Annotated in this window: 16 protein-coding genes and 2 pseudogenes; 13 read left to right on the top strand and 5 right to left on the bottom strand. The window is 57.6% G+C overall.

Annotation, left to right across the window (positions count from 1 at the left end; translation table 11 throughout):
- Position 1: 1 nt before the first annotated feature.
- The 8 genes from ACYVDM_RS21640 (at position 2) to ACYVDM_RS21605 (ending at position 13,551) form a co-directional block, all read left to right on the top strand.
- The gene (locus tag ACYVDM_RS21640; RefSeq protein ID WP_415788731.1) at positions 2-1,333 is read left to right on the top strand and encodes an AAA family ATPase; all 1,332 of its coding nucleotides are present in this window, start codon (positions 2-4) and stop codon (positions 1,331-1,333) included.
- On the top strand, positions 1,326-1,811 hold the full coding sequence (locus ACYVDM_RS21635; RefSeq protein WP_415788729.1) for a hypothetical protein: 486 nt from the start codon (positions 1,326-1,328) through the stop codon (positions 1,809-1,811). The genes ACYVDM_RS21640 and ACYVDM_RS21635 overlap by 8 nt, the downstream gene beginning before the upstream one ends.
- A gap of 3 nt (positions 1,812-1,814) precedes the next feature.
- Positions 1,815-5,807, top strand: a complete 3,993-nt coding sequence (gene pglX / locus ACYVDM_RS21630; protein ID WP_415788726.1) for a BREX-1 system adenine-specific DNA-methyltransferase PglX — start codon at positions 1,815-1,817, stop codon at positions 5,805-5,807.
- 3 nt (positions 5,808-5,810) lie between these two features.
- A complete protein-coding gene (locus ACYVDM_RS21625) occupies positions 5,811-7,421 on the top strand; it encodes a hypothetical protein (RefSeq protein ID WP_415788724.1) in 1,611 nt (536 codons plus the stop codon).
- 10 nt (positions 7,422-7,431) lie between these two features.
- Positions 7,432-9,969: a PglZ domain-containing protein gene (locus ACYVDM_RS21620; RefSeq protein ID WP_415788722.1), complete on the top strand. Its 2,538-nt coding sequence runs from the start codon at positions 7,432-7,434 to the stop codon at positions 9,967-9,969.
- A gap of 7 nt (positions 9,970-9,976) precedes the next feature.
- The gene (brxL, locus tag ACYVDM_RS21615) at positions 9,977-12,058 is read left to right on the top strand and encodes a BREX system Lon protease-like protein BrxL (RefSeq protein WP_415788720.1); all 2,082 of its coding nucleotides are present in this window, start codon (positions 9,977-9,979) and stop codon (positions 12,056-12,058) included.
- A 198-nt stretch (positions 12,059-12,256) separates the two neighbouring features.
- Entirely contained in the window at positions 12,257-12,631 is a 375-nt protein-coding gene (locus ACYVDM_RS21610; protein WP_415788718.1) for a helix-turn-helix domain-containing protein, read from the top strand.
- A gap of 668 nt (positions 12,632-13,299) precedes the next feature.
- Positions 13,300-13,551 carry a helix-turn-helix transcriptional regulator gene (locus ACYVDM_RS21605; RefSeq protein ID WP_415788716.1) on the top strand — a complete coding sequence of 84 codons (252 nt, stop codon included), beginning with the start codon at positions 13,300-13,302 and terminating at the stop codon, positions 13,549-13,551.
- A 787-nt stretch (positions 13,552-14,338) separates the two neighbouring features.
- On the opposite strand, the pseudogene ACYVDM_RS21600 reads toward ACYVDM_RS21605, so the two are convergent.
- Positions 14,339-14,566, bottom strand: a pseudogene (locus ACYVDM_RS21600) (helix-turn-helix domain-containing protein); the annotation flags it as partial.
- A 126-nt stretch (positions 14,567-14,692) separates the two neighbouring features.
- Positions 14,693-15,244: a DUF2076 family protein gene (locus tag ACYVDM_RS21595; protein WP_415788713.1), complete on the bottom strand. Its 552-nt coding sequence runs from the start codon at positions 15,242-15,244 to the stop codon at positions 14,693-14,695.
- Between the two features lie 183 nt (positions 15,245-15,427).
- Here ACYVDM_RS21595 and ACYVDM_RS21590 point away from each other — a divergent pair, with 183 nt between their 5' ends.
- Positions 15,428-15,739, top strand: coding sequence for a nucleotide pyrophosphohydrolase (locus ACYVDM_RS21590; RefSeq protein WP_415788711.1), 312 nt, complete (start codon positions 15,428-15,430; stop codon positions 15,737-15,739).
- A gap of 282 nt (positions 15,740-16,021) precedes the next feature.
- Here ACYVDM_RS21590 and ACYVDM_RS21585 read toward each other — a convergent pair whose 3' ends face one another.
- Positions 16,022-17,848, bottom strand: coding sequence for a sulfatase-like hydrolase/transferase (locus tag ACYVDM_RS21585; RefSeq protein WP_415788709.1), 1,827 nt, complete (start codon positions 17,846-17,848; stop codon positions 16,022-16,024).
- A 163-nt stretch (positions 17,849-18,011) separates the two neighbouring features.
- Between ACYVDM_RS21585 and ACYVDM_RS21580 the strand changes: the two genes are divergently transcribed.
- The gene (locus ACYVDM_RS21580) at positions 18,012-18,968 is read left to right on the top strand and encodes an amidohydrolase family protein (RefSeq protein WP_415788707.1); all 957 of its coding nucleotides are present in this window, start codon (positions 18,012-18,014) and stop codon (positions 18,966-18,968) included.
- Between the two features lie 347 nt (positions 18,969-19,315).
- On the opposite strand, the gene ACYVDM_RS21575 is transcribed toward ACYVDM_RS21580, so the two are convergent.
- Entirely contained in the window at positions 19,316-19,849 is a 534-nt protein-coding gene (locus ACYVDM_RS21575; RefSeq protein WP_415788705.1) for a MarR family winged helix-turn-helix transcriptional regulator, read from the bottom strand.
- A gap of 132 nt (positions 19,850-19,981) precedes the next feature.
- Here ACYVDM_RS21575 and ACYVDM_RS21570 point away from each other — a divergent pair, with 132 nt between their 5' ends.
- The 3 genes from ACYVDM_RS21570 (at position 19,982) to ACYVDM_RS21560 (ending at position 23,199) form a co-directional block, all read left to right on the top strand.
- A complete protein-coding gene (locus tag ACYVDM_RS21570) occupies positions 19,982-20,947 on the top strand; it encodes a Bug family tripartite tricarboxylate transporter substrate binding protein (protein WP_415788896.1) in 966 nt (321 codons plus the stop codon).
- Between the two features lie 16 nt (positions 20,948-20,963).
- Positions 20,964-22,532 carry an alkaline phosphatase family protein gene (locus ACYVDM_RS21565; protein ID WP_460475463.1) on the top strand — a complete coding sequence of 523 codons (1,569 nt, stop codon included), beginning with the start codon at positions 20,964-20,966 and terminating at the stop codon, positions 22,530-22,532.
- 418 nt (positions 22,533-22,950) lie between these two features.
- Positions 22,951-23,199: a hypothetical protein gene (locus ACYVDM_RS21560; RefSeq protein WP_415788703.1), complete on the top strand. Its 249-nt coding sequence runs from the start codon at positions 22,951-22,953 to the stop codon at positions 23,197-23,199.
- 153 nt (positions 23,200-23,352) lie between these two features.
- On the opposite strand, the pseudogene ACYVDM_RS21555 reads toward ACYVDM_RS21560, so the two are convergent.
- A pseudogene (locus ACYVDM_RS21555) lies at positions 23,353-23,548 on the bottom strand (citryl-CoA lyase); the annotation flags it as partial.
- Positions 23,549-23,787 lie beyond the last annotated feature (239 nt).

Below are 23,787 nucleotides of genomic sequence, written 5' to 3'. Positions count from 1 at the left end.
CATGCTGACCGCCATTACTCTGGAAGACTTCAAAAGTTACCGGCAAGCAACACTGCCCTTGTCTGCGCTGACAGTGCTGATTGGTGCTAACGCGTCAGGTAAAAGCAATGTCATTGAAGGCCTGCGCTTACTGTCCTGGTTGGCGCAAGGGCAGAAGCTGTCAGCTATCCGCTTTGCTGTGCAAAGCGGCGATCAAGTGGTGCGCGGCAAACTGGAGGATCTGGCCTATCAACGCGGTGAGTCTTTTGGACTCGGTGTACACACCAACGCGACTGAATGGAGTCACCTCAGCATGCGCCTAAGCCGTCGAACGGATGGGTTGCACATCACTGCTGAGAGCCTGACTCACGACGGGGCAAAAGTGCCACTTTACACCTTGGATCAGCCCTCCATCGGACAAGGCACGGATGCTGGTGTGGCCTATAACAATTTTGCAAACGGTCGCAATAAGCCTCGCGTGACCTGCACCGATCAAACGGCAATCTTCACCCAGCTCACCAGCCCAGCCACTTTTGACGCGAAGCATAAGAGCTCTCGGGAACGCATCCCGCCTGTGACGAAAGACTTGGAGCAGTGGCTTTCCGCCGTGCTTTTTCTCGATCCGGTGCCGGCGCAAATGCGCGACTATGCGTTTCCGTCAGACAAAGAACTGCAAGGCAATGGTCGCAACGTATCGGCAGTGCTGTTCAACTGCTGGGGGCCTGATGAAAAGGCAGGCGACGAACCCTTTGCCAGCAACCGTGCGGCCATCCTGAATTTTATTCAGAGCTTGCCCGAACAGGACATCGCTGGACTGTCGTTCCTGGAAGAGCCACGCGGTGGTGTCATGGTCCAGCTTACCGAGACCTTCGGCGGCAGGACGGATGAACGCGACGCATCCTTGCTCTCTGATGGAACCCTGCGTGTTCTGGCCATCGCCGCCACCATGCTATCCGCCCCGGAAGGCAGCCTGGTGGTCATCGAGGAAATCGACAACGGCGTGCATCCCAGCCGCGCCCACCATTTGCTTCAGCAGATTCAGCGCATAGCCAGTGAGCGATCCTTGCGTGTGCTGCTCTCCACTCACAACCCCGCGATGCTTGATGCGCTGCCTGACAGCGCCGTGCCCGAAGTAGTTTTCTGCTACCGCCACCCGGAAGATGGTGCCAGCCGCCTAGTGCGCTTGGCCGATGTCCCGGACTACCCGGAGCTCATCGCCCAAGGCAGCTTGGGCCACCTAATGACCTCCGGCACCCTGGAGCGCTTCGTCAAGCATCACCCAACGGGTGATGCACGCAAGCAGCGTGCACTGGATTGGCTGGCCAAGATGCGTTCGGGAGCCAGCAATGAGTGAAATTGTTTTGCTGGACACATCGGTTTACTTAAACGTGCTGGATGTGCCTGGCCGCAATCAAGAGCGTGCGCAAGTGTTGGATGCATTCCAGGCCCGTGTACTAAACGGTGATCATTTTCTGCTACCCATGGCTTCTATTTGGGAAGCTGGCAACCACATATCTCGCTTGGCCAACGGTGCGTTGCGCTACCAATTTGCAAACACGCTGGTTACCAATGTTCAAGCCGCGCTCAGCGGCGAAGCCCCTTATCGCACTACTTATTTCCCGGACAGTGCAGTCTTTACCACCTGGCTGAATGATTTTCCTGCTGCGGCCCAGCGCAATAAGTTTCCGCAGAAAACAACCGAAGGCGTCAGCCTCAGTGACCTGTCCATCATCAAAGAGTGGGAGCGAACTTGCGGTCTCCATTCAATGTCGCGCGTGCTGATCTGGTCTCTGGACATTGATCTTTCTGCCTACGACACAGGAGCGCGCTAACGCATGGCCTTCGATCAAACAACAAGAAACCGCCTACAGCGCTTCGTCAACGACGCGCGGCGGGTGCTGGAAGAGGAATTCACTCGCCAGCTTCAGAACGACTTTGGGCTAGACCCAAGCGCGGGCAGTGTGGCCGAGCTGGCCAGCCTTCGTCACATCAACGACGGCCAGCGAGAAACCGCCCGCATTCTGCGCGATACCCTGGCTCACTACACCGCCAGTGGCGACATAAACGCCAAGCAGGGGCTGGATCGCATCGTGCGCGAGCAGGCCTTCACTGTGCTCAACCGCCTGGCGGCACTGCGCATGGCCGAGGCGCGGGGCCTGTTGGTCGAGTCGGTCGGTAACGGCTTCCAGGCCAAGGGCTTTCAACTCTATGCTCGCCTGGCTGGCACGGGCCTGGGCGAAACCGGCGATGCCTACCGCCTGTACCTGTTCAGCGTGTTCGATGAGCTCGCCCAAGACCTGCCGGGCCTGTCCGACCGTTACTCACCGCAGGGCCGTCTGTTCCCGCGCGAAGCTGCACTGCTGCAAGTGCTGAACCTGATCAACGATGCCGACATCGCCCCGCTCTGGCGTGAGGACGAAACCATCGGCTGGATCTACCAGTACTTCAACTCTAAAGAAGAACGTAAGGCCATGCGCGATGCCTCGCAGGCGCCGCGCAACAGCCGCGAGCTGGCAGTACGCAACCAGTTCTTCACGCCGCGCTACGTGGTGGAGTTCTTGGTCGATAACACCCTGGGGCGCCTGTGGTTCAACGCCACGGGCGGGGCAACGAGCTTGCGCGATCGTTGCCAGTACCTGCTGGTGAAACCCGACGAAACAGCTCAAGCCGCCACCAAGCTGCGTGACCCGCGCACACTGAAGCTGCTGGACCCGGCCTGCGGCTCCATGCACTTCGGCCTGTATGCTTTCGATCTGCTCGTGGAAATTTACCGTGAGGCATGGGCCTGGGAACAGCAGCACGGCCCTGGTTCACTCGATGTCTCGACCCAGCCGCAGGCGGCCCTGAAGCCACTGAGCCAGACCTACGAGGACGAGGCGGCATTTCTGCGCGATGTGCCGCGCCTGATCATCGAGCACAACATCTACGGCGTGGACATCGACCCGCGCGCCGCGCAGATCGCCTCTCTGGCGCTATGGTTGCGGGCACAGCGCGCTTGGCACGATGCGGGCGTGAAGGCTAAAGAGCGCCCGCTGATTGGGCTCGGTCACGTGATCGCTGCTATCGCGCCACCTGCAGAGCGTGAGCTGCGCCAGCAGTTTGCTGCCAACCTCGATCAACGCGATGCCGAGCTGTTTGAGAAGACCCTGCAACTGCTTAAGGGGCTGCCTGAGTTGGGCGTGCTGCTTCAAGTCGAGCGCGAGTTGCCGCAATTGATTCGTCAGGTTTATGTCGGCAAAGGTACGGGACTTTTTGCGCAGCAGGAGCAGGAGAACTGGCAGCAGGCGGAGACACGTCTGCACACGGCACTCACTGAGTTCGCCCAGGCCGCCAAGTCGACGTATCAGGGACGCCTATTTGCGCACGATGCCCTGCAGGGGCTGCGGCTCATCGATCTGTGCCGTGAAGTGTTCGACGTGGTGGTGATGAATCCTCCTTTTGGGGCGCTCCCCCTGGGTGTAAAGGAGTACTTGACTGACACCTACCCCAATTCACGCAATGACCTGCTTGGCGTATTTGTCGATCGCGGATTGGGTTTGCTCAGGCGGGGAGGTCGGCTGGGTGCGATCACCTCACGAACCTGCTTCTTTTTGACCAGTTTTACCGATTGGAGAAAGAAAGTCGTTTTGGGCCTTTCCGGCATCGAGGTAATTGCCGATCTGGGCCAAGGCGTGATGGACGACGCGATGGTGGAGGCGGCCGCTTATGTACTGGAGCGCAGCGTCTCGCACCCAAAAATCAATGTCATTCGTGCTATCGCCGACGAAAACCGCCATCAAACTTTGGATGTTTGCGTAGCTGCTCATCGCAAGGGCGAGACTAACGCACGTTTGTTCAAGGCCGAGAAGAAGACCTTTGATCTCCTGCCAGATTCACCCTTTGTCTATTGGGTAGGCGCTGACACGATCAAGCAATTTGAATCCGAAAAGCGCATTGAGCCGGATGTAGCTAGTGTGCGTGTGGGATTACAAACAGGCGATGATCCGCGCTTCGTTCGCGCTGTGTGGGAGGTGGCACCTAAGGACACGCAATTCTGCTACTACCCGACAAACGAAGAAGCTTTTTGTAGCTTCGACGACCCCGTTGTTCAAGCATATTTCCGGAGACGTGACGAAGGCTCTCCACGCTGGACATTTCATGTCAAAGCGGGGGCGTCACAGCCTTGGTACTCACCGATCACATTGAAGCTAAATTTCGCAGACGATGGTGCCGAACTTCGTGGATTTAAAGATAGCAAAGGAAAGCCCCGGGCATATTTGCGAAGCCAAGGACATTACTACCGCCCCGGCTTCAGTTGGACGCGCCGCGCAGTTCGCTTCTACCCCTACGTGATTCCGAGCGGTTGTATTCCTTCTGTCAGCCGCTATATGGCGTTCCCTGAAGCAGGACGGGAATCCGAAGCATTGGGTATTTGCGCGTCGCGCCTGGCCTCGGCATTTATGCGGTTCTATGCGGAGTTTTGGCAGCGCCCGAATTTTTTGGTCGACAACGTCAAAATGTTGCCTTGGCCTCAATTGACCGATGATGCCAAAGGCTACTTCAGCGCCTTGATTGCTGGCGAAGTTGAGAAACGGCGCCAAGCCTATCAAAACTTCGAGCCATTCCACGAGTTTGTTTTGCCCACGCGTATTCGTGACCACTCGTGCGGTGGTGCGGCGCTTGCCTTCGATCGAAATAGTCTCATAGGAGAAGAAGGTGAAAGCCTGGTGGCAGATTCCTACGGATTTACGCCACTGCAGGCAGAGGCGGTAGAGCGCGACTTAAGGGAAGCCATCCTCCATCAACATGGTGTGACCGCCGAATCGGACGACGAAGAATCGTCTAGCGAAGACTCGGATTTTATTCTGGATACGTCGCCTTACGCTACCGAGGAAGCGCACATCTCCTACCTTCTGGGTTGTGCATTCGGTCGATGGGATATTCGCTTTGCAACGGGCGAACGCCAGCCTGAATCGTTGCCAAATCCTTTCGCGCCGTTGCCGGTATGTCCGCCTGGTACGCTTCAAAACGGAAAAGGTCTTCCTGCACGCGAGCATGATTTGCCAGACAGCTATCCGCTGACCATTGCCTGGCCTGGTGTGCTTGCTGATGACGAAGGCCATAGCTCTGACGTTGTTGAGCGAGTGCAAATTGCGCTGCGTGCGATTTGGAAGGAGGGGGCCGACGCTGTCGAGGAAGAGGCGTGCGTAAAGCTGGCCACCAAGTCGCTTCGCGACTATTTTCGGCGTCCAAACGGTTTCTTTGCAGACCATCTCAAGCGATACACAAAAAGCAGCCGCAAAGCGCCAATCTACTGGCCAATGGGTACACCGTCCGGCGGCTATACGCTGTGGGTCTATTACCCCAGCCTCACCAGCCAGACGCTGTACACGGCGATCAACGACTTCGTCGAGCCCAAGCTCCAACAAGTCGGCGCTGACATCACAGTGTTGCGCAACAAGGGCGGGGCCCGCACCCGCGACGACGAAAAGCAGTTCGAGGCCCTACAAGCCTTCGAGTGGGAGTTGATCGAACTGCGTGACGCCCTGCTCAAGCTCGCGCCGACCTACAAGCCCAACCACGACGATGGCGTGCAGATCAGCGCCGCCCCGCTGTGGCCGCTGTTCCGTCACAAGCCCTGGCAGAAGGTGCTGAAAGACACCTGGGCCAAGCTACAAAAAGGCGACTACGACTGGGCACACCTGGCCATGAACTACTGGCCCGAGCGCGTGCGCGAGAAGAGCAAGACCGACAAGTCGCTCGCCATTGCGCACGGCCTGGAGGATTTGTACATCGAGCCCGAGACAGCGCCGAAGAAGACGCGCAGCAGAAGGACGAAAGAGGAGTAAGGCATGCTGGTCTACGTTAACAGTTTTCTGTTCGAGCCCGAACGTGGCCCGGATCAAATCATTCAATTAGTGGCCAGATGGGTGAGTCGCCGTTCAAGAAGCTCTGTCGATGCACAGCGGCTTGCAGTAGGCATTCGTGAATTGAGGCTCAGGGACGGTAGTACGCTAACGTCCCGTACAACATTGCTTGCTGACAATTGCAGAGCCTATCCGTTTTGGTTCTCGGCGCGGCTCAGCCATCCTGACGACAAGACCTCCGGTCGGCGCTGGACGACTGAAATTGGTCTGTGTCAGAAGGCTGTAGATGGACCGGTTGAGTGCTCCTTACTACTTAAAACGGATGAGGTGAGCGCACGTGTCACCGCTCCAATTCAGGTAACACGTCCGAAGCTGGTCGAGCAACTTATCCTCTCGTGCAATCCTCTTGGCCGCACGCCTGGCTTGAAGGTCAAGCAGTTAACGCAAGAAAGTGCTCCAGCCTTTTTGCATGAAGTCGAACGTGCTGAAAGAACCTATCCAATTGCGATCTTGAGCGCCAAACCTGACGAAGGATACCCCGTAGATCCGGAGCGGTTGCGTTCCATCCTGGTCGGTTTAGCTGACGTGGTCTGCATTCCTGCGGATGAGGATACCTTTGCTATTGAAGATGCGGTGAGTCGCCGCTTCATGGCATTTGGAGGTGCAATCAAGATCGTGTTTCCAGGCCGCCAGGGGGAGCGTGGGCACTTTTATGAAAATGTGCGGCTGGACCCTGAGGATATTTCTGAATTTCTTGCAGATGGTCGATCTATTGAATCCGAAGTGTTGGCGGCTATCACCCATCGAACCAACCTTCCTTTGTCATGGCAGCACATTTCACCAGAAAAGGTTGCTCAAGCAGCGCTCCGTGCGCAACTGATACGGACGATCCAACAATCTAAAACAAATGAGCATTCCCAGCAACTGGATGAGTACATCGCGTTACTGGCAGAGGCAGACCGTGAGCTGAAGGCCAAGGATGATGAGCTTTCCAGTCTTCAATCCGACTACCAGGCAAAGGATGATGAAACCAGGAGCCTTGCGGCAGATGTCGCCAACCTCAAGTACGCGTTGAGCGGTATTCAATCGAATGATGGTGAACCGGACAGCCTCACCGAGGTAATTGGCCCTCTGCGTGAAAATATTGTGGCGGTGCTTGATGGTAGCCCGAGTTTGCAGCAGGTTGTTGCTTTGATTTCTGCTTTGTATGCGGATCGAATTGTTTTCTTGGAGTCTTCAAGGAGTTCTGTCAAGGAGTCTGACCGGGGCGGTTTTCGGCTAGGCGACAAGGCCTTTGAATTGTTGAAGAAGCTGGCAACTGACTACTGGCAACAGCTTGCTGATGGAAAAGGGGAACAATATGCCAAATCTGCATTTGGGCATAACGCCTACTCAAATAATGAGGGTAACGCTCTTAGCGTGGAAGGCAGGCGCCGCCGCACTTTTTCTTATCGAGGGCGGGATTTCGTCATGGAGAAGCATCTGAAGCATGGTGTCAAAGATAGCCTGGCTGAAACTCTGCGCATTCATTTTGAGTGGGTCGCTGCTGAGAAAAAGATCATCATAGGCCATTGCGGTAAGCATCTGGATTTCTGAGGGGGACGCTTTGAGTATTGTTGAATTTATTCGCGAAAGCGTGCTGCGACCGCGCCTGAAGCAGGCGGGCTGCCTCGTGGTGTACGACACGGACAAGCGCTATCGCGAGCTGTGTTTCGACTTGGCTGTCGACAAGTTGCGGGTGGTGGATGCATCCGAGAGCAGCATCGAGAGCCGCGAGGCCGCACTGCTGGCGCTGCGCGATGTGGGGCAGCCAGCCAAGCAAGGAGGGGCACCATTGGAAGGTGTGCTGATCTATGTGCCAGCCAAGCGCCCGGAAACCGAAGAGCAGAAGCAAGCAGACCCGTTCGCCCTGTACGCAGAATGCGGCGCGGTATTCCCACAAGATGATGGCGACGAGTACCTGAGCCTGTGCCTGCGCGCGAGGCCGGACCACGCCACCGAAATCCGGCAGGTGTTTGCCAACTCGCCAGCGGGGCCGACCTTCGCGGTCATTGATGCCATTGGCGGTGGCGTGAGCTGGCCGCAGTTGCGGGCCACATTGCAGGTGGAATCGGGCCGCGAGATTTTGGCCGCGCTTTTGGTGCCCAACGCCAAACAGACCGAGGCATTGAAGGCGCAAGAAGGCTGGGTACAAGAGACACGCGACTTTCTGCGGGCGACTTTGGGACTGAGCGTGAAGACGCGGGGCAAGACCTGGGGTGCGTTGGCAGACGAGCTGTGGCGTTACGTGCTATTCAGCGAATTCGTCTTTGATCTGCCGGTGGCCTTGCCTGACGCCCTGCACGGGGTGCCGCATGCTCCACCGGAGGCCAGGCCTATCGTCGAGGGTGTGTGCGCCCAATTGCGCAATGACCCCAAGGCTCGCGCAGCCTATATCGACCGGGCAGAAAGCATAGAGAAAGAGCTCAATCTGGTTGAGCAGTGTGGTGCGCTGGAAGACCTGGGCGAGCGAGATACCTTTGCCTTTGAAGAGAGGACTTTTCTACGCGTGGCGATTAAGGGCATCGTCACGGACGATACCGATGCCACGCGCCGCGTGTTGGCCCGCCACAAGGGTTCTGTCTGGCTGGGCAAGGGAGAAAGCCAGGCGCAGTGGGAGCTGGTGCGCGCGGGTCTGAGCCTGGTGGAAGCCTGCGACGATTTCGAACGTCAGCTGCCTCAGCACGCGCGATCCCAGGCCGAGCTGATCGACTTCTATCTGAACAGCTTGCGCGAGGCAGACCGCCTGCAACGCGAATTTGAGCAGGCTGCAGGGGATTTCCTCGATCAGCATGGGCTGATGCACGAGGTCATCAGCCAGGCACGTGCCCGCTATCGCCGCCTGGCGGAGAAGGTGCAAAGCATCTTCGTCAAGCACATCGAGACGGCCGGCTGGCCACCCGCAGGGCGACTGGCCAACGCCGACGTTTTTGATCGTCTGGTGGCTGACCGCCTCAAGGAGCGCGGCCGCAAGGTGGCGTATTTGATGGTGGATGCCTTGCGCTACGAATTGGGCGTGGCGCTTCAAAAGCTGCTAACCGAGGATGGCCCGGTTGAATTGCAGGTGGCGTATGCGCAGTTGCCCTCCATCACCTTGGTCGGCATGGTCAGCTTGTTGCCCAATGCCCGCACAGGGCTGACCCTGGCGCTGGAGAACGATTCGCTAGTGCCAAAATTGGACGGTGAATCCGTGGGAACTGTGGCGCAGCGCATGGGGGTTCTGGCCAAGCGGTATGGCGATCGCTTCGAGGAAATGCCGCTGGGCGACTTTGTTCGCGGCAAACCGAAGATCGCCGAGACCGTCGATCTGCTGGTGCTGCGCTCTACGGAAATCGACAGTCAACTGGAGAACAACCCCGAAACAACCTTGGGGCTGATCCCCGGCACGCTCAAGCTGATCCGTGTGGCACTGCACAAGCTGCGCGGCATGGGCTTTAAAGAGGCGGTGATCGTGACCGATCACGGTTTCTTCCTGAACGCGCAAGCAGAGGCTGGCGATGTGTGCGTGAAACCGCAGGGGAAATGGCTGAATGCCCATGACCGCATGATGCTGGGCAATGGCACGGTGGACAGCCATAGCCTGGTCGTCAGCGCAGACAAGGTCGGTATTCGCGGCAATTTCGCCCAGGTGGCCTTGCCACGCAGCATGGCACCGTACCGATCCGGTCATCTTTATTTCCATGGCGGAGCATCTTTGACGGAGGCTGTTGTTCCCGTTCTGGTTGCCCGTCTTGACCACAGTGCTAATGCGGAGCCACGCAAGGTGCTGGTGGAACTGAGCTACAAGAACGGTGCCAAGCGCATCACCACCCTGCTGCCCGTGATTGAAGTGACCTTGATATCCGATGACATGTTCACGCAGGACATGAGCGTGGAAATCTTGCTTGAGGCCCAGGACAGCAAAGACAATGTCGTGGGTGAACCACGCCCCAGCGGTGATGTGAACCCTGCGACCAGAACCATGACCCTGATGCCGAACCAGCGCAAACAGATTGCGTTGCGAATGGATGAGGAGTTCAGGGGCAAGTTCAAGATTGTGGCGTTGAACCCGACGACCTTGGCGGCCTACAGCAATCTGGCGCTTGAAACGGACTACACGGAGTAAGAGCCTTATGGACGAACTCGACCAGAAACTGAACGCCACTTTCGACGGCAAGGTGCTGCGTAAGGACTTGCTGCACCGGATCAAGAAAGGCACCAACGTCCCGACGTTCGTCCTGGAGTTCTTGCTCGCCAAGTACTGCGCCAGCAATGACCAGGCCGAGATGGATGCGGGTATGGAAGCGGTGCTCTCTTCACTGCAAGAAAACTATGTTCGGCCAGATGAAGCCAACGCCGCGCAGTCCAAGGTGGCCACCAGGGGCAAGCACCGCTTCATCGACAAAGTGCATGTGCGCTATGTCGAGAAGGAGAAGCGTCATTGGGCTTCCCTGGAAAACTTCAACTCGCAACGCATCGCTATTGCCGAAAAATTTTACCGGGACAACGATCGCCTGCTGGAAGGTGGCATCTGGGCCGAAGTGACCCTGGCGCACAACGACATTGATGAAGACGACTACGCGTTCTCTATCGAGGACTTACGACCGATCCAATTAACGCGATTCGACTTTGACCGCTACGCAGACGGCCGAACCGCCTTCACGCGTGATGAGTGGCTTGCGGCGGTGTTGCGCTCTGTGGGGTTGGAACCGAGTAAGCTAAGCAAGCGCGTGCAAATGCACTTTATCGCCAGGCTAGCCGCTTTGGTGGAGCCTAACTACAACTACATCGAGCTGGGGCCACGCGGCACGGGAAAGTCCTATTTCTTCAGCGAATTTTCGCCTTACGCTACGCTGATATCGGGAGGTCAAGCCACGAAAGCCACGCTGTTCTACAACAATGCGCGTCGCAAGGTGGGGCTGGTGGGCTTTTGGGACACGGTTGCATTCGACGAGGTCGGCGGGATCAAGGTGCGCGATCCCGACACCATTCAGATCATGAAGGACTTCATGGCCAACGGGCGCTTTTCGCGCGGGGCCGAAGTCATTGCGGATGCCAGTTTGAGCTTTGTTGGCAATATCGATGTGTCGGTGCAGCAGGTGGTCCACTCCAACGAGCACGATCTGTTTCAGCCGTTGCCTCCAGAACTTGACTTGGCGGTGATGGATCGTTTCGCCGCTTACATCCCAGGTTGGGAGATGCCCAAGAACAGCAGCCACTTCCTGACCACCAACTACGGCTTCATCACCGACTACTTGGCAGAGGCCTTTCACTACCAGTTCAAGCACACGAATCGGTATGAGGAAGTGAGCAAACGCATTCGGCTCGGAAAATCGATTGAAGGGCGCGACGAGAAAGGCATCAAGAAAACCGTCTGCGCGTTCTTGAAAGTCCTACATCCGAACGGGCCGCCAACGGACGAGGAGTTCGAGGAATACGTGGCCTATGCGACGGAATGCCGTCGTCGCGTCAAGGAGCAGATGAACAAGCGCAAGCCGGATGACGAGTTCGCGCGAATCAACCTGTCCTACTTCAAGACTGGTGGTGATGAGGTGGTAGTGTTCTGCCCGGAATCAAAGGATGCACCGGCAACGCAAGAGCCTGCGCGCCGTCGTCTGAATCTAATGAAGGAACGCCCTGTTGCAGAACCGGCTCCTTCTTCCCAAGACTCCCAAACATTGTCGACGCCCGCAGCAGCGGCCCCGAGCCCGGCTGGGGCTTCGGCGACGAAACCATTGTCGGCCGAACTCAAGGAGCAGCACTTCACCATTCTCTACGGCGATACCGGACACAGCTATGAGTCCGTCCTCGGCCCTTATCTGCAAGGAGCCAAGTCCGTCGTGATCGAAGATCCGTACATTCGCCTGCAGCACCAAATTCAGAATTTCGTACGCTTCTGCGAGACGGTGTTGAAGGCTGGCACGGTGAAGAAAATCAACCTTATCACTGGTTATGACGGTACAACCCAGCTGGCCGAGATTTCAGAGAAACTCGATGAATTGAAGCAGAGCTTGCTAGAGTTAGATGTAGAGCTAGAAGTGCAACTCAATCCGAACATCCATGATCGTGAGATCCGTCTGGACAACGGCTGGGTCATCAAAATTGGGCGTGGCCTCGACTTCTACCAAAAGCCAGGGGGGTGGTTCGAGGTTGGTGCAAATGATCTCAGCTTGCGCAAGTGCCTAGAGACAAAGGTGGATATTTTCAAAATCTAGAACATCCTCGTATTTCCCATCAAGTACCACAGCGAGGCCTCTACGCTTGACAATTTTATTCGCCACACCGTCTCATGACGTGTCACAACGCTCCAAATTTAAGTATTTATTTAATAAAATCGGCCATCCCAAAAATTGGACAAGCGACGTTTTTTAAATAAATATAGACTTACACTCCCAGCACCGCGCACGAGAAAAATGACAGCAGAAATGGAACCGAGCTCAAGAGGCAGCATCGGCGAGCGCTTGATCATCGCACGCAAGAAGCGAGGACTGTCCCAAGACGCCTTGGCCCGCCGTCTTACCCCTCCCGTGAGTCAAGGCGCGATTGCCCATATAGAAAGCGGGCGCATTGAGTCGTCCCGCCACCTTGTTTGGATCGCAGCCGCCCTCAAAGTTCGCGCCGAATGGTTAGTCACAGGGGAGGGAGACATGTTCGAAGTGCCTTGGCCGTGGCCAGAGACGCCCCTGTATGTCGTTGAACAGTTACCGGCTCCCGTCCTGGAAGACATCGGCGACTACATCAAGATGAAAATTAACCAGCAAGCCAGGCACGACAAAGATCAAACATAAGCCTGCGAACTACGCTCCTCATCGCAAAGAACAACATTTCCCTTCCCAACGCCCTAAATTTCGTAACGAATCAGGGCGTTTCTTATTGGGTTAAGCCGGTTTATAGGATTTCTCTGTTCAAAAATTTTTACCTTTTATTCGGCCCAGATTCAGTACTTACTTATTGACGTCAAAAAATAAGTACGTAATGATTACAGCAACGCTGCTCTTTAACAACACAACACCGATAAACACCGCGCCCTGCCCCATTGCGGGCGGTGTGAGTGCGCGGCTACCCGAGTTACCAGCATGCATATGCGGGGTGACATGCACCTGGGTAGGAGCAAATCAGGTGAAAAATCGTTGTGCTCTTGGGCCGGTCGTGACTGGCATGAACTGAGAGCACCAACGACGATCCTCGTTACTGGACGCCGGTGCTGCCGAAGGCAGGCCACCCTCGATGGATGGCGCGAAATCCGTCGATGACAGCGGCAAAGACCACAGTTTTCAGTATCCCGACGAACCACACTTGTGGATCAACAACGATGGGCTCTACCGAAAATGATCAAAGCAATTGGTTCCCATCGCGGTTATTTGGCGAGCCAACTACCAGGGCGCTGGCTGCGCCCGCTTTGGAAAGCATCCTGGAGATCGTCCTAGGATGCTTTCCAAGGTTTAAAGGAGAGAACATGGAGAGACAATCTCAACGATCACCTTTTAATACGTCATTTGGCAGCAGCGAAGTCGCTCACCCGTCTGACGGCGCATTGCTTTATCGCATACATACTGCCGAAACCAAACTCGGCGTGTCTCGATCTACGATCTATCGACTCGTCAACGAAGGGCAGTTGGTCTTGATCAAGATCGGCAAACGATCCAGTGGCATTACGGCAGCCAGTTTGCATGCGCTCATTGAGCGTAACAATACATCTGCTTGCTAAGCACCTCGTTGACACTCATGACAACGAAAGCTCATCAGTGAGCACACCTCGCATACAGATAGAGCGACGTCTCAAAAGCTGCTCACCGTCCTATCACTCCCGACGAGCATGCAACAGGGAGACGTAACCTGGAGTTGTTCAGTGACCACCGAAGAACAATTGATCAAACGGTATGGACCGTTATTGTCATTAGTCGAATTATCTGAATTGCTAAAGCGCAGCCCTGATGGCCTACGGCTTGCCCTCTGCGGACAATCCGAATTCGCCCGACAGTGGAACACCGCAAAGCGGAAAGTGGGAAGACGCGTTTACTTTCGGGCCAGCGACGTGGCCGAGTTGATTGACGGCGCGTAAGCACTTCTGCCCATCATTGTTTGCAGCGGCACACGCGCTCATTCTCCGTAAAAATTGCGGTGATTAGCCATGACAATCACCGCATACTCCTCTTTTTCGACACTTGCATGTCTCAACCAAACTAGCCACCGCGACTAGGTCCGTTGCTGTACCGAACTGTACCTACGCTTCGCTTTTCGGTACAGTAACGGTACAGCCATCAGTTCTGACGAACTTCGTTAAAATAACATAAGCAATTGATTTATAACTACTATCATCTAGTCTAAGATGCACTCAACATTGCCCAGCTTCCCTGGAAAAACAGCCTGAAACGCCAACTCACCCCCCCGCCGCAAGGCGCGCCGGTTCGATTCCAGCCCCCGGCACCAGATTAAAAGAGCCGCTCGTGCTAATGCAGAGCGGCTCTTTGCTTTGTTAGTAGCAGACCAATCGACTAGGCGTGTGCCATCGGCCGAATCAGGCTCTCAGCCGGGATACCAAGCTCTCTATGCAAACGCCAAATCATTGGCAGCGTCAGATTACGCTTGCGGCTGAGCACCTCATAAACACGGTTGCGCTTACCAATCATTGGTTCCAAATCTTTCGAGGTAAGGCCACCCTGCTCCATTCGGAACTTGATAGCCTCGACGGGATCTGGAAGATCAATCGGATAGTGCTCCACGGTTTCGGCGTCAACCTTGTCATACTCTGCGTGAGTGCCGATAAACTTCACGTAGACGATACCTAGTCTGAATCGCTCCGAGCGACTAAATTTGCAGCTGAAGGCCTATCGGCTCGGACGTATCAGTCAGATATCGTCGAAACCACCACCGTCATCAAAACCGCCATCGTCGTTGACCGCGTCTTGATTTTCTTCCGGTGCCGCTGCGGCGGGTTCTTCGGCAGGCGCCTCGGCAGCCTGCGCATCATTGCCACCGAACAAACCACCCAACAGATTACCCAGCATCATGCCGCCGGCAACACCGACCGCGGTTTGCATGGCACCAGCCAAAAAGCCACCGCCACCGGCATTACTGCGGCCAAAGCCCGACGACAACGGCGCCGCAGCCGGAGGCTGCCCAGCCCCTTGTCTACCAAAGCCCGTCGCTGACAGTGCCGCCGCGCCGGCAGGCGCCGACGGATCGGTCTGACTCTGCTCCTGCAGCTTTTGCTGCGCGTTCTTCAACGCTTCTTGCTGGATCAGGACGGTCTGAGCCAAATAATAGGCGGACTGGGGGTTTTGCTGAATGCGCTCCTGAATCAGGCGCTCAGCTTCGCTATCCCGAGGCGCGCCTTGACGCCCTACTTCTTCAATTCGGGCAAAGACATTGTCGATGGCTTGACGATCTTGGGGGTTCATAGATAACTCCGTAGCGATTGCTGCAATAAAGCTGGGCAGTCAAGGAGCCCATGCGGGCTTCTTAACTGACAGATAGGTAGGGTACCGCGCCTTTTTTATACGCGGGATCCAACCCTTGAATTTATTCAGGTTATTGTAAGTTTTCTACGAACGCAAATCTGCATACCAACGCCGCGATTCAGAATGGCCACTTACGACGGAAAGTTCCGCGACGAGCGAAACTGGCAGCAATTCCACAATCCTAAAGATTTGTCCCTTGCGCTCAGCATCGAAGCGAGCGAGCTGCTGGAGGCATTTCTATGGAAGGCCCCTGAAGCCGCCGACCCTGAGAAGGTGAAGGAAGAGCTCGCCGACGTGTTGGCCTACGCGCTACTGCTTTGCGATACGTACAACTTCGACATAGAGAAAATCATTCTCGAGAAAATCGAAAAAAATGAAGAAAAGTATCCGGTGCACAAGGCAAAGGGAACAGCAAAGAAATACAACGAGCTATGAACCAGACGCAGCTGGTCGAAGTGAATCGCTATGGGTTTTCAACAGACGCTCTGGCATGCGAATGAATTGATCAGTCTGGCAGCCAGTGGATCGGGCGCCGTGCAACGTGAATTGGCGACGCTCACGAACAGTGGCCTAGTAACCGTGAGGGCGGGGGTGATCAAAACCACTACCAGGCGAACGCAGAATCACCTATCTTCCATGAGCTACGCTCCATTATCCAAAAGACGATAGGCTTGGCTGACCCGTTGCGCGCCGACAAATTCAGCTACGCAGAACTCTTCACTGCTTTGGCAGATACCATTTACCGTCGCGTATAGGCAGGAAGCTGCCGTCGTCGACGCCGACCTCCTCGGCCAGGCGTTGATTCAGCTTTTCGTTCAATGCCATGATCAGCGTGCGGTGCGCCTGCGGATCGCGGGCGAGATTGTTCATCTCCTCGGGATCGTTCTGCAGGTCGTAGACCTCCAGGTCGTTGTGCGCCAACAAGTCCTCGAACGTCGTGGGCGTGTTGAAGTGGGCCGGCGCGAAGTAGCGGCTGAAGCGGTAGCGGCCGTCGAAGATGCTGCGGATCGCGCCACGATTGTCGAAATTGAACGCCGTAGACTCCAGCTTTTTAACCTTGTCGGCCGTCGACACTTTCGGAGACGCTAAAAGACCTTCCATTGCAGCCGCCCACTTGGCATCCTGGAACGTCAGCATGTTGTAGTTGAACAGGGCGGCCGGCCGCAGCGCGTCCGCCTGGGCGTCCTGGGGATGCTTCAACAACCCGGAAAAATCCCGCCCCTTCAGTCCGTCCGCAGCGTTCTTGACGGCGTCCGGGCTGGCGCCGGTCAGCGCCAGCAGCGTCGGCGTCAGGTCGATCTGCGAGGTAACGGCCTTGCATTCGAGGCCACCCGGATAATCAGGGTGAACAATCATCAGCGGCAGGTGGTTCTGCTGCCAGTAGGTGCAGGTGCCTTTGCCGCGCATCTGGTGGTTGCCGCCCAGTTCGCCGTGGTCGGCGGTAAAGACGACGATGGTCTTATCCGCCATGCCGCTTTCTTTCAGTGCGTCGAGCATGGCCATGACCTGACGGTCGCAGTCGCGGATGCAGTTGTAGTAATAGTCGCGCAGCACCTTCCAGCGGCGGTCCTCGTCGGGCCACTTGCCGACCAGCACATTCATGGACTCCTGGTAGGTCTGTTGCCCTTGCGGGCGCCCCGGCTCGTCGAACGATTGCTTGCGGGACGCCGGCAGCGGCACATTCCACGTGGCCTGGTACAACGCGTCCTCCGGTGGGCGCGCGATGGGCATGACCGCGTCCTTGCCCTGCACGGTCTCGCCGGGCAAGTCGGAGTCGATGTACATGACGTCGTGGGGATTGACGAAGTTCACCGCCAGGTACCAGGGCTTGCCGGCCTTGTGCAGTTCCTCGCCTTTGGTGCGCAGCCACCGTACGCTGAATGCGGTACACGTCTCGTCGTATTGATAGCCACCCAGGGTGCCATCGGCAATGTCGCCGACGCCGAAGAAGTCGTCGAATCCATACGACTCGATGATCTTGCGATAGTCCGCAAACGGCGCGTCGATGGCATGGTCCGATTGCTTCAGGTTCGCGCTAAGGTGCCACTTGCCTTGGTAGGCGGCGTGATAGCCCAGTTCGGACATGCGGTGACCGATGGTCTTGATTTTCGTGGACAGCGCGGTCTGGAACAATTCGTTGGCGTTGTCAAAAACGCCGGTGTGCTGGATATGCAGTCCGGTGTAGATGGTCGAGCGCGCGGGCGAGCAGACACAGGACGCACCCTGGTGATTCAGGAAAGTGATGCCGTTGGCCTTGATCCATTCCCGCGCGGGAACAGGCATGGGCCAGCGCGGGAAGAAGTGTTCCTGGTCGACCAGGATGAAGAGAATGTTGTAGCCCTCCGGAAGCTTGGCGGGCGCCGCCTTGGGACGGTGTTGGGTGGCGGGCACCGCGGTCTGAGCGCTGGCCGCGTCGGGCAGCATGCCACTTCCCAGCAGGGCAGCGGCGGAACTCGCCAGCAAGGTGCGCCGCTTGGGATTGTCGGGTACGTTCGACCCGCTCTGGCCCGGCTCGTTGGACTCGATGGATTCGTTCTTCTTCATGACGGGCTCCTGGAATCGCGTGCGATGCTTCGGCCAACAGCATAGCGGCTATGTATGCACCTGCGCGTGTTCGTCGCTTAAACGCCACAAGCCGCTCTGCCGTCATGCTCATCGTGGTAGCCTTTCTGGCACCTAGGCCGTCCAACGAAAAACAGGAATATCCATGAAAGTCGCCCTGGAAGAACACTTCATATTCCCCGAGTTCCTGTCGTATCTGGACATGGCCATGCCGAACGTCTCGGCGCAGGGACGAACGCGGATCATAGGGGCGCTGTCCGATTTCGGAGAACAGCGTTTGGCGGCGATGGATGCGGCGGGGGTTGGATTGTCAGTCCTGTCGATCTCGGGTCCGGGTGTGCAAGGTGAGACCGATACCGCGGTCGCGGTGAAGGTTGCACGCAAGGGCAACGACATGCTGGCGGAACAGATCGCCAAGCAGCCCGACCGCTACGCGGGGTTCGCGCACCTGGCCATGCAGGATCCGAAGGGCGCGGGTGATGAATTGGAGCGCTGCGTAAAAGAGCTGGGCTTTGTCGGCTCGATGGTGAACGGTCATACCAACGGCGTGTACCTGGATGATGCTCGCTACGATCCTTTTTGGGAGCGCATGCAGGATCTGGATGTTCCGCTCTATCTGCACCCCGGCGATTCATTCCGCTTGCCTTACGTGCTGGAGGGTGCACCGGAGTTGCTTAAGCCTACGTGGGAATGGACGGTGGAGACGTCGTCGCATTTCCTGCGTTTGGTTTTCTCTGGGGTGTTCGACCGATTCCCTCGGCTGAAGATCGTGTTGGGGCACATGGGTGAGGCGTTGCCCTTTTATCTGTGGCGTTTGGATAGCCGTGCCGAATTGATTGTGGGCAAGCGTCCGCTGAAGATGGCGCCTTCGGCGTATTTGAAGCGAAATCTTTACATCACGACTTCTGGAGTTTGTGACGACGCACCGATGATTGCTTCATTGAGCTCGTTGGGAATGGACCATGTGATGTTTTCGGTGGATTATCCGTATGAAGATTCGGCTACGGCTGGCAAGTTCCTGGATAACGCGGCTGTCGATGAGGCCACGCGTGAAAAGGTCGCGCGGTTGAATGCGATCAGTTTGTTGAAATTGAGGGCTTAGAGTTGAGGGCTTAGTTCAGTGCGATAGGTCGGCCTACGCTGCTAGGTGGAAGAACGCTGCCCTAAAAGGAAAGGGATTCCCTCCCAGCAAAACGTGAACACTAGCCAATCAAACCCAATATGGGTATGACAAAACCCAATATGGGTACAAAAATCACGACTGCATCCCCTCGGAGCCTATCCGGCGCCCTCTTCCCCGGCACCAAGCAACGCGTGCTGGGGATTATTTATGGTCAGCCTGACTGCAGCTTTTATGCGAATGAATTGATCAGTCTAGCTAGCAGCCCTGACACCAGGGGATTTTCCAATTTTGTGAGCCAGGCAGTCAGACCCCGAGCGAATCCTAGCTTAAGTCTGCGATTTGGCTGACGCCCAGCGCGTGCCGCCCTGCCGTCGGCTGGCCTTGTCGGTCACGACATTCTCGGTGGCCATGCGCGCGCCGCGCTGCGCCACCACCTGCAGCAAGTGCAGCAACTGGCGTCCTTCATCCGGCGTCAGGTCGGCCATCAGCAGGTCGTTCAAGTGAGCGATCTCCGGCAACATAGCGTGGTACAGCGCTCGCCCGGACTCGGTGGCCATGACGTGCGTGATGCGCTTGTCGTGTGTGTCGCGCACCCGGTCAGCCCAGCCCTTTTCGCATAACGAACCCAGGGCGCGCGAAGTGCGCACCAGGTCCAGCCGGGCGGTGGCCGCTAGTTCGGCCGATGTCAGCGGGCCGTATTCCACCGCCGCCGCCAGCAAACGCCATTCGCGCCGGGTAATGCCAAAGCGGCCTTCGCACAGCCGCACGAACACCGGGCTGGCCTGCGACCAGGCCTGGTACAGGCAATACATGGGCATTTCCGCCAGATGGACGGGAGGCTGCGCGGGCACGGAAGGCATGGGAGGGTTTCCTACCTGGATTGCGTATGTTTGTTTATGCCGATATTGGATTAGATCAAGAAACACGTCCGTTGCTACAGTCTCTTGTACCTTGACAATAATTCATCAAAAGACAGCAAGACAGGAGGAGACATGATCAAACAGATGATACTGGCCGCCCTGGCGGCATGCGCGCTAGCCACCTCGGCATGGGCGGCGGCACCGCTGAGCGGCCCCTTGACCATCGTGGTGGGCTATCCGCCGGGTGGCAGTTCGGACCGCATCGCCCGGCTGGTGGCCGAACGCCTGAAAGATCGAGTGGGCGTTTCTGTCATCGTCGAGAACAAGACCGGCGCGGGCGGCCGCATTTCGGCGCAACTGGTGCGCAACGCCGACACAAACCAGAATGTGCTGCTGCTGGGCAACCCCGCCGTGATGGTGGTGGCCCCGTTGGTCTATGCCGACCCCGGCTACGATGCGCAGCGCGATTTCAAGCCCGTGTCGCTAGTCAGCAGCTACAAGTTCGCGCTGGCGGTGTCGGCCGATTCGCCCATGAAAGACATGAAGGCGCTGCGGGCATGGCTGAAGGAACACCCCGACCGCTTCACGGTGGGCGTGCCCGCCACTGGCAGCCTGCCACACTTCTTCGCGCTGATGCTGGGCGGCGAGATCGGCCAACAGGCCGAAGTGGTGGGCTATCGTGGCTCGGCGCCACTAGTCAGCGAACTGGTCGGCGGCATCCTGCCGCAGGCAATCGATACGCTGGATACCCTGCTGCCGCAGCACCAGGGCGGGCGCGTGCGCATCCTGGCCACCTCGGGCACCGAGCGCGAGGCGGAGCTCGCGGACGTGCCGACTTTCCGCGAGGCCGGCATCGACCTGGCGGCGGACGGCTGGAACGCATTTTTCGCGCCGGCCGCCATGCCGCAGGACAAGGTCGAACGCCTGGCGCGCGATATCGCCGTGGTCATGCGCGATCCGGCCATGCAGAAGGCCGTGCGTGCCATCAACCTCGAGCCGATCTCGGCCGACGCGGCACAGACCGCGCAGGCGCTGGCGGCCTATCGCAAGCAATGGGAGCCGGTGGTGCGCGAATCCGGCTTCAAGGCAACCCAGTAACAAGGGCGGGCATTCCATGAGCAAGATCCAGAACGTGCTGTTCATCATGGCCGACCAACTGCGGGCCGACCACTTGGGCAGCTACGGGCATCCGTACCTGCGCACGCCTAACCTGGATGCGCTGGCGGCGCGCGGCATGCGCTTTGAGCAGGCGTTCGTGAATTCGGGGGTGTGCGGACCATCACGCATGAGTTATTACACCGGGCGCTATCCATCCAGCCACGGCACGACCTGGAACCGCGTGCCGCTGTCGGTGAGCGAGGTCACGCTGGGCGAGTACCTGGCCGGCCGCGAGCGCGAGATGGTGCTGATCGGCAAGAGCCACGTCATCCCCGACCAGGCCGGCATACAGCGGCTGGCCATCGACGGCGGCTCGGAACTGGGCACCTTGCTGGCGCGCGGCAGTTTCCGCGAGGCCGACCGCTATGACGGCCACCACGAGCCGGGCGATGAAAGTGGGTATCCGGCATTCTTGCGCCGCCATGGCTACGATTCGCCCGATCCGTGGTCGGACTATGTGATTTCCGCGGTGGATGCAGACGGGCAAGTGGTCAGCGGGTGGCATATGCGCAATGCGCACCTGCCCGCGCGGGTCCGCGAACCGCATTCGGAAACCGCCTACACCACCGACTGTGCCCTGGATTTCATACGCAAGCGCGGCTCGCAGCCCTGGACCCTGCACCTGAGCTATGTGAAGCCGCACTGGCCCTATATGGCGCCCGATCCCTACCATCGTATGTATCGCAGCGACCAATGCCTGCCGTTGGTGCGCAACCAGCAGGAGCTGGCCGGCGCGCATCCGGTGCTGCAGGCCTATCGCCAGCATGAAGAAAGCCAGAGCTTCGCGCGTGAAGAATGCGTGCGCACCGTACGGCCGATCTACCAGGGGCTGATCACGCAACTGGATACCCACCTGGGCCGGCTGTTCGACTACATGGAAGGCGCCGGACTGATGCGCAACACGCTGGTGGTGTTTACTGCCGACCATGGCGACTTCCTGGGCGACCACTGGCTAGGCGAGAAAGAGCTGTTCTACGACACCGTGCAACGGGTGCCGCTGATCATCATGGATCCGAGCGCCGAGGCCGACGGCACGCGCGGCCAGGTGTGCCGGCAACTGGTGGAAAGCGTGGACATCACGCCAACCATCCTGCAGGCGCTGGACGTACCACAAGCCGGCCACCGGATCGAGGGGCGCGCCCTGCAGCCGTTGTTGCACGGCGCAGCGGAAGGCATGCCGTGGCGCGCCGCGGCGGTATCCGAACTGGACTACAGCTTCCGTCAGGCGCGGCTCACGCTGGGCAAGACGCCGCAGCAGTGCCGCGCGTGGTCGGTGCGCACCGACCGGTGGCGCTACGTGTACTGGCGCGACGAGCCCGAGCAGCTGTTCGACCTGCAGCGCGACCCCAACGAGTTCGAGGATCTGGGTGCCAGCCAGTCCCACGCCGCGGTGCGCGCCGAGATGCGGCAGCATCTGCTGGACTGGTCGTTGCGCAGCAAGCGGCGCACAACCATGTCCGACGAGGCGGTGGAGCGATCCACCAACGCCCACAAGCGGGCGGGCATTTACTTTGGGCAGTGGTGATATAACGTCGCCCACAAAGTAGTTCAAAATATTATTCGCATTGCTTGTGGATCAGTATTGCATCAACTCTGACAACTAACTGGGTCCTTGAGCGATTGCACTAGCGCCGTCACACCTTATCGCTGGCACATGGTCAATCATGTAAAAGTGATGACAGAGAACATTGTTGTACTCCGTGAATTATTTCAATCGACGTAACAATACTGCGAGAAAAACGGACGGTTGTTGGGGCATCGGGGTCTGCCAGCACTCTTATAGAAGTGTCTGTTTATGCTCTGCACAGAAAAATTTAACGACGGTTGGTTGCCGTTCGACACTCGCCCTGCATGCAGACAAACGTCAGAATTAATAGCACGGTAGCCACCGCCGGCACGATAGTTGCGGTGCGCCGAGCCCACACACCGTTTGGAGAACTCACATGAAGCGTAAATTACTTGCTCGAGTTGCAGCCATAACTGTCTTCAGCGCCATGGCTGGTAGTGCATATGCCCAAGGCACACCCGCCGGGCAAACCGATCCGGCACAAGGTGGCCAGGGGTATACCAGCGCCGGCGATCCGTGCATCCCCGGAAGCAAAACCGGCCTGCAGCTAGACCGTAACTATGTCCCCAATCGCCAAGAGCCCGCCATAAACGAAATGAGGACGTCTGATACCTGCGGCACCTAAGCTTGCTTGCAGGCCAGCGACGCCCCAAGGGCGCCGCTTTTTTTGTCGACGGTCCGGCATCGAGCTGCTAATGACAGGCCGTCGGCAAAGTCATATACGCGCGGCACACTACAGGCTTCAACGCCAAGGAGCCGGCCGCTTCCTACGACGCGCTCACCGTTCCCCGCTACTTGCATAGGGAATTGCGTGCTCGACCGTCTGCCAGATATGCTTGCCTGTAGGCTCACGCATCTCTTCGGCAATGTGCCCCACCCAGACCCGCCGAGCGACTGATCACAGCCACACCCCGCATGATGGCACTTGGAATGGCGATCTCGCCCAACAGCGCTGCTGTGGCACCTGTGGCGTCGGTGAAGCCGAATTTTCCAATGACATCTTCGGTTAAAGCGCGTGTCAATGTGAATTCGCCGTACGCCTGCGCACGCTTGGCATACGCCGCTGCTTGCGTACTTTCGGCAACCATTGCCGAGAGATGATTCGACCAATACGGCGTGCCTTTTGTGACATATCCGTCTGCTCCGAAAATGTAGCAAGCAGGTAGCTTGACCTATTCCATAAGACGCCGGAAGGGTGTGCTTAGTGGATCAT

Source organism: Bordetella tumulicola (assembly GCF_054779135.1).
This window is presented reverse-complemented; position numbering and strand designations above follow the sequence as displayed.